The organism is methane-oxidizing endosymbiont of Gigantopelta aegis (genome assembly GCF_016097405.1).
Classification (GTDB): domain Bacteria; phylum Pseudomonadota; class Gammaproteobacteria; order Methylococcales; family Methylomonadaceae; genus Methylomarinum.
The window spans coordinates 1-5,581 of sequence record NZ_JAEHGD010000007.1 but is presented as its reverse complement, the minus strand read 5'-3'; the positions used below and the strand labels follow the sequence as shown (position 1 = coordinate 5,581).

Below are 5,581 nucleotides of genomic sequence, written 5' to 3'. Positions count from 1 at the left end.
AATACCCTGAGAATTCTGAGTGGTCGGTAACTCGGTAAAATCGCCAATAAATCGATAATGGCGAACGGCGTAACCATATAGGCCAGTTTTTTAGCGAAAACCTTTTTCAGTGCCGTCATAAAACGGAAACGAATCGATAAATATTCGCAGTGTTCGTAATAATCGATAATCAAACGATGGCTGTCTGAATAAATCCACATCCTGAGTAAATATTCGGCAATAAATACGCTAACGACAAAATGCTCAAGATAGATACTCCACTGCCCCAAACCATGCTCTACTTCATACACCAAAGAAGATACACTGGCGATAACCAGCACAATCATGAACATATCGAAGCGGGATTTTAATTTGCTCTTCGGGTTTTCCAGCAGGTCATAAAAAAACCGCTTACAGTGTTGGTAACGTATGGAGTTTTTTAAAAAATACGCGATATAAACAAGAAATCTGGCAAGCATTAACGCTGAAAAGTTTGGGGAACAAATGAACAGTGTAGCCGGAAAAACACGCAGATTCTATTTTTTAAACTGAATCACCTTATTCACAGGATTCAAAATCAATTCATCCATCGCAACATGACGGGGAGCGGCTAAGACATAAGCGACGACATCGGCGACATCCTCGGCCTTCAATGCCTGTTTTTCAGCTTCACCCGGACAAAAATCTAACACGTCAAAAAACGGCGTTCTGACCATCCCCGGGTTGATTAGAGAAACCCGTACCGAACTTTTACCACACTCATCGGCAAGGCTCTGGCAAAACCCCCTTAGGGCGAATTTACTGGCACAATAAATCGTGCCTTTACGCGCACCGCGCAAGGCGGCCTCCGAACCAATATAAATCAGATTAGCATGCGCTTTTTGCTTCAATTTAGCTAGCAACGCCTTGGTCAGAAAAACCTGGGCCGTAAAATTCACCGTCATCAACTGCTCAATCTGAGGCCCGGAAAATTCTTCTAACGAGGCAAAGCGCCCAAAGCCTGCGGCAAACACCACAGCATCTAGCTGCGGATGCTGTGCTTGAATTTGGCGGCATGTGTCTGGAATCGCCTCCAGCTGACTTAAATCCAATTCAACCGGAAAAAACACCGGATGCGGCTGGCTGAATTTGCTCACATCACGGCTACAACCAATCACCCGATGCCCCTGTTGCAACAATTTCCGGCTGACGGCCCGACCAATGCCCGAACTCGCACCGATCACCAATACCGTCCGTGTCATACTGTGCATGGAAAAAAGATATCTTCTGGAATATAGTCCAGCAGCATCCGGCTGCATTGCGCCATCATTTCCTGCTCCAGATCGTCCCGGTAACTGACCATACCCGCCGCATGCTGTAACGGGCTGGCAAACAGCTTTTCTTCAGGATAAAGTTTGTAGATCTTTTTATAGTATTTTTCCGGCAGCCGAAACACGCCTAAACTCACCGAATGTAACGACGCAACATCAATACGGCTGAAAACCTGCTCAAATAACTGTCGATAAGTGTCTTTGTAATGTTCTTGATAAATTAAAGGGTCAAAGCGCAAGCCTAGACGCCAGCCCTGTTGCTGCAATTTAACCATCGCTTCCAACCGTTTTTGCAAAGGCGGAGCCTTATGTTCTAATTTATCCGCTACATCCTCCGGCGACAAACTGAACGCCACAATACAACGCGGCCAAGGCGAATACTGCAATAACCGACGAATCTGCGTGCTTTTACTGCGCAACTCCAGCCAGGCATTATCCAGTTTTTCGAATTGCGGTAAAAAATAATCGACAAACCCGGTCACCGGCTCCAGCGCCAGACTGTCACAATCATAACCGGAGAAAAAATGCACCGGCTGTGCCGCATGTTGTGCACTGATTGCCCTGATGTCATCCATATAGTCTTCATAATTGACAAACAGGACATAATTGGCCGATTGATACATGCCTTGCAGAAAACAATAGCGGCAATCATACAAACAATTGAGCATGTGCGAGAAATAATAATTCTGCTGCGCACCAATGCCATAACCCGCCGGCGCGGGCAACGCATAACCTTTATGCTTACGCGCCAAAATCAAGGCCGGTTGTTGTTTTTGAATACGGAAATTCTGCGCCTTAGGATTAAACACCTCACCATAGCGTTCACATTCAATCTGCCTGGCTTCCGGAAAACGCTGGCAAATTTGTTGCACTCGTGGATGCTGTTTAATCGCTTGTTCGATATAAATTCGGGTGATCATGCGTTAAGCTGAATTTCCCGACTGCGATTTATCATGCCTGCCACCCCATCATCAAGGGAAATAAATGCTCATCCCTAAAATAATTCATCCAGTCGCTTACCGACACGACGAATATGCTCTTTTAAATTTTGATTTCTCAGGGTCTCCAGATTAACCACATCAAAAAAATAAGGCAAGTTGCTCTCTTCATTTAAACAATAAGCCAGCTTTCTGTCATCGCCAAGAACTGCAATATCCACATCACTGCCTTTTTTAAAATTACCCTTTGCCCGAGAGCCAAATAAAATGCAGGTTTTAATATTGTTTTTCCTTAATATCTCCAGAATAGTCGCTAGTTCATCCTCTGTGAATCCGAACATATCATATCTCTGAATTTATTGTGTAATGCTTCAAGCAATAAAAAATAGTCATTCTTGATTTTTTGATAAACCTCATTGGCTATGTTTTCATCATAAGTATGTACAGTAAGATTTCTGTCCATCAATGCATCCAACCATCTGCCTCCATCTTCAATCAAGCCCATACTGAAAGACTGCTTTATCGCCTCTCGTGGAGACTTTGCGTCATACCCCAAAAACCCCAGATAATCCTTCATCAATTTCCATGCAAGTTCAAAAGTCGTTTCAAAAAACTGGATACATCCTGCTTTTTCCACGATTGATGGGTTATTAATCGCCAACGCATCTTTTAACAATAAAAAAGATTTATCAAAATTCTCAAAGCGTTGAATATAGCGTACATCGTCCATTCACTCACACCTTATTTTTAGATAAGCATCTGCTGTTTTTTGCAACTGCTCATCCACCGTAATCACCACCTTCCAGCCCAATAACGCCCAAGCTTTGGAGCTACCTTATTGAATGCTATATTTTATCTCAGAATTTCCCGCAAAAAGGGAATAACTTGAATGGCTATGATAAGGCCTAACATCCACCTGTTGATTTTGTTTTCCGCTTTTATTTCAAACAATAATTTCTCTATGCTGTTTACGCGTAGGTCAATATCATGAATCTTTTGCTCAACATCTTTTTGTTCTTTATTTTTTTCTTCTGTTAAGGCAATCGCGGCTTTTTCTGCTGTTTCTTCATCAACCCCAGCCTTTCTAAATGCGTTATAAACTTCTGTAATCATGGTCGTCATAATTTTACGCCCTTACCCCCCGCTGATACTGCCATTGTCAAAGCACTAAATATATCGTATATCATTCATTAACGGATGCCTTTTTGTTCAAAAAAACTTCTGCCGTTTTCCTCAACTGCTCATCCATCGTAATCACCGGCTTCCAGCCCAATAACTCCCGCGCTTTGGCGCTATCGACCTGTAATGAACCAAACAAGCGATTGGCCACCTGCTCCTTGCCCAATAATTTGGCCACAAACCGCATCCAACTGACCGGCACCGGTACAAGCCGGGGGGGGTTATCGAGTGCCTTGGCAACCTTTCGTAATAGCTCCGTGGTCGAAACATCTTCGCCATCTGAAATCAAAAAAATCTCATTGGCCGCCTTCGGATGATCGATACAATGAATAATAAAACTCACCAAATTATCTAAAGCAACCAGTGAACGTTTGTTATGAATGGCACCAAAAGGCAGGGGAATACCTTTGTTCACCCATTTCATCATTGCGGCAAAATTAGCTTTAACGCCGGGACCATACACCAATGGCGGACGAATAATCACGACTTCCATATTCGTTTCCCGGACTAATTTTAACAGACCCTGCTCAGCTTCATATTTGGATAAACCATAAGGGTCGTCTGGTTCAACAAAATCATCGGGTTTAAACGGTTTGTTTAGCTCAGTCATTTCACCATTCACCTTGACTGAACTTAAATAAATAAACCGCTTCACACCCGAGTCAGCCGCCATTTTTGCCAAAGCCAGACTTGCATCGCAGTTGACTAAACGAAACTCATGCAAAGGATTCTCAGACTTTTCCTGCATCATATGAACCCGAGCAGCAAGATGAATCACAACATCAATATTCTGTAATTGATGTTTTAACTGTTTTCTTGATGATTGCGCATCATCAATTAATGACTCCATAGAACCAATAAGCTGTTCTACTTCTGTAGGTAACAGATTTGTTTGCTGTCGCGATAATGAAATGACTTTTTGACCAGTTTTAATTAAATAATTAACCAAAACACTACCAACAAACCCTGTTGCACCTGCTACTAAAATGTTCATTTATCAGGACCTTTTATGGCATAAATAAGCAATGCAATAAAAGCAAAAATCTGATCTATTTTTCGACGTCGTAATTGGTTTGCTTTAACAGCTAACTTAAGCACTCCTATTCTAGATGAAACATTTAGGTCATAAATCTTCAGGACATTGATTAGCATAGCTACATAATCAAAGGCTTGACCAGACAAAATAGTCTGTATTCGATGCAATTTCCCTCTAAAAGATGTATTAGCACCTATTTGATTATTATCGTGTTGCCTGTATTTCATTTTAGGAACTGAGTCAATAAACCATTTATATTGGTTATGCCTTAAAATTGCATAAGACAACCAATCATGAAGAATAAAATTATCCAACTCAGGAAACTGATTTAAATAATATTTTATTAGACTCGCTGCTTTATTAGTGAAGATATAGGTACACCCAGGCCCTGCTGCCTCGAATAAATAATCGAACTCTCTTTGTGGCTGAGCTTTATCAATTAACTTTTCTCGTCCATCTTCCCAAAAAGCAATAACATTCGCTGAATAAGCTTCTGCATGATGCTTTCCCATCTGCCCTATTCCATGGATCAACTTATCTGAAAACCAGATATCATCCTGGTCAGAAAAAGCAATATAGTCATAACCAGAAAAATCGACATCGCGAATCAATCGAAAAAAGTTTTTAGCAGCCCCTCCAAATCGTTTTCCATACCCAAGAATCGTTAAATTAATATGTTCTCGATCTAAGGTCTTGCAATAGTCATAACTATCATCTGCTGACAAATCAATACTGATAAATACCTGTACATTAACTTTAATTTGATTAAGTATGGAGTCTAGTTGCTTATTAATAAATGGCTTTCCATTATATATAGCCAACAAAACTGCAACTTTTGGAAAATCCAAAGTATTCATATGCCCTTACAGAATCAGAATATTCTCAACTTCAAATCGTTCATAAATTTTCGTTTTTATTTTTCAACTTCCAATGTTTATTAAAATTGTTATACTTTTATGTAGGAATTATATCTCTAATTATCAGTACTTAGGAATATAAGTACTTATTTAGATATTTTTGCATCCCGCGATGAAAGTATTGAATTTTTCAACAAAAAAAGCCTAAAAGCCTTATTATATAAAAAAAACTGTCTTCGAATATTCCATCGGTTTAAAACTTTGCGCCGGATAGATGAGTTT

The 5,581-nt window shown here is 40.6% G+C and carries 8 protein-coding genes; all 8 read right to left on the bottom strand.

Features of this window, described 5'->3' with window-relative positions; all coding sequences use genetic code 11:
* On the bottom strand, positions 1–458 hold a 458-nt coding region (locus JEU20_RS14675; RefSeq protein ID WP_342590527.1), incomplete at its 3' end, for an ion transporter.
* Between the two features lie 57 nt (positions 459–515).
* Positions 516–1,229, bottom strand: coding sequence for an SDR family oxidoreductase (locus JEU20_RS14670; protein ID WP_198246792.1), 714 nt, complete (start codon positions 1,227–1,229; stop codon positions 516–518).
* Entirely contained in the window at positions 1,217–2,209 is a 993-nt protein-coding gene (locus JEU20_RS14665) for an SPL family radical SAM protein (RefSeq protein WP_198246791.1), read from the bottom strand. Before JEU20_RS14665 ends, JEU20_RS14670 begins: the two co-directional genes overlap by 13 nt.
* Before the next feature lie 74 nt (positions 2,210–2,283).
* Complete coding sequence (locus JEU20_RS14660; protein WP_198246790.1) at positions 2,284–2,568, bottom strand: nucleotidyltransferase domain-containing protein; 285 nt, start codon at positions 2,566–2,568, stop codon at positions 2,284–2,286.
* Positions 2,541–2,957 (bottom strand): nucleotidyltransferase substrate binding protein, encoded by a 417-nt coding sequence (locus JEU20_RS14655; protein ID WP_198246789.1) that lies wholly within the window; start codon positions 2,955–2,957, stop codon positions 2,541–2,543. Before JEU20_RS14655 ends, JEU20_RS14660 begins: the two co-directional genes overlap by 28 nt.
* Positions 2,958–3,079: 122 nt before the next feature.
* Positions 3,080–3,349 (bottom strand): hypothetical protein, encoded by a 270-nt coding sequence (locus tag JEU20_RS14650; protein ID WP_198246788.1) that lies wholly within the window; start codon positions 3,347–3,349, stop codon positions 3,080–3,082.
* 61 nt (positions 3,350–3,410) lie between these two features.
* Positions 3,411–4,400, bottom strand: coding sequence for a UDP-glucose 4-epimerase family protein (locus JEU20_RS14645; protein ID WP_198246787.1), 990 nt, complete (start codon positions 4,398–4,400; stop codon positions 3,411–3,413).
* Complete coding sequence (locus tag JEU20_RS14640) at positions 4,397–5,299, bottom strand: glycosyltransferase (protein ID WP_198246786.1); 903 nt, start codon at positions 5,297–5,299, stop codon at positions 4,397–4,399. The genes JEU20_RS14645 and JEU20_RS14640 overlap by 4 nt, the downstream gene beginning before the upstream one ends.
* Positions 5,300–5,581: the final 282 nt, after the last annotated feature.

Excerpts from the sequence above, each read along its gene's own strand:
- JEU20_RS14670 (WP_198246792.1), bottom strand. The coding sequence starts at position 1,229 with ATGCACAGTATGACACGGACGGTATTGGTGATCGGTGCGAGTTCGGGC.
- JEU20_RS14665 (WP_198246791.1), bottom strand. The coding sequence starts at position 2,209 with ATGATCACCCGAATTTATATCGAACAAGCGATTAAACAGCATCCACGA.
- JEU20_RS14660 (WP_198246790.1), bottom strand. The coding sequence starts at position 2,568 with ATGTTCGGATTCACAGAGGATGAACTAGCGACTATTCTGGAGATATTA.
- JEU20_RS14655 (WP_198246789.1), bottom strand. The coding sequence starts at position 2,957 with ATGGACGATGTACGCTATATTCAACGCTTTGAGAATTTTGATAAATCT.
- JEU20_RS14650 (WP_198246788.1), bottom strand. The coding sequence starts at position 3,349 with ATGACGACCATGATTACAGAAGTTTATAACGCATTTAGAAAGGCTGGG.
- JEU20_RS14645 (WP_198246787.1), bottom strand. The coding sequence starts at position 4,400 with ATGAACATTTTAGTAGCAGGTGCAACAGGGTTTGTTGGTAGTGTTTTG.
- JEU20_RS14640 (WP_198246786.1), bottom strand. The coding sequence starts at position 5,299 with ATGAATACTTTGGATTTTCCAAAAGTTGCAGTTTTGTTGGCTATATAT.